This window comes from Nocardia sp. TBRC8007, assembly GCF_056629435.1.
Genome location: NZ_JBWSOR010000113.1, coordinates 1 through 852, shown reverse-complemented (window position 1 = coordinate 852; position 852 = coordinate 1). Strand labels below are relative to the sequence as shown.

The following is an 852-nucleotide window of genomic DNA, read 5'->3' as shown; positions in this document are numbered from 1 at the left end:
TACTGTTCACCGACGACAAACCGTCGTGGTCGACGAACCGGGTCCGCGGCACCTCCGCCAGCGACAACACCTCGGTCGGACGCTTACGGATGACCACATCGTAGCGGTAACGGGTCAACTCATTGACCGAGTAGCCGGTTTTGAGTTCGACAGCGACCGCGCCGATCTCGTCGATCTCGGCAGCCAACGCCCGGAAATACTCCGGCGCCACCAGTAATTCCTGCTCGGTGGCGATCTCGCGGCGGACCCGCTCCCGCACACTTTGCGGATCGGTTGCCCCACCACGGGCGAGCTGCACCGCAGTCGTGAACTCCTCCAGCAGCGACAGATTCCGCACATCCCCGACGAACAACCCACCCCCGGGCGCCAACACCCGCAACACCTGTTCGATCACCCGCCGCAAATAAGCCGGGCCGGGGAAATACTGGACCACCGAATTCACCACCACGGTATCGAAATAGCCCTCGGGCAGCCCCGAAAGATCATCGGCCGCCGCGGTACGCAGGAACACCCGCTCGGTCCACGCGCACCGCAGGTGCGCGAGGTGTCGGTCGAGCGTTTCCACCGTCACCGCCGACAGGTCCGTCGCCCAATACTGCTCACACTCCGGCGCCAACCGCGACAACAACAACCCCGACCCGACACCGATCTCGAGGACTCTCTTACCCCCCAGGCGGCGGATCCGCGCCACCGTGCGCGCCCGCCACTCCCGCAGCTGCTCCACCGGGATCGGCGCCCCGGAATAACTACTGTTCCAGCCTCCGAAATCCTCACCGAACCCCACCCCGGACTCCGCCGCGCCGGACAGGTCGTCGTACACCCGACACCACTGCTCGACCAACTCCCCCTCCC

At 65.7% G+C, this 852-nt stretch carries 1 protein-coding gene; it reads right to left on the bottom strand.

The window, feature by feature from the left end:
• The coding region (locus tag ACX4ZE_RS22850) for a class I SAM-dependent methyltransferase (protein WP_480275523.1) at nucleotides 1–852 on the bottom strand (852 nt) is incomplete at both ends.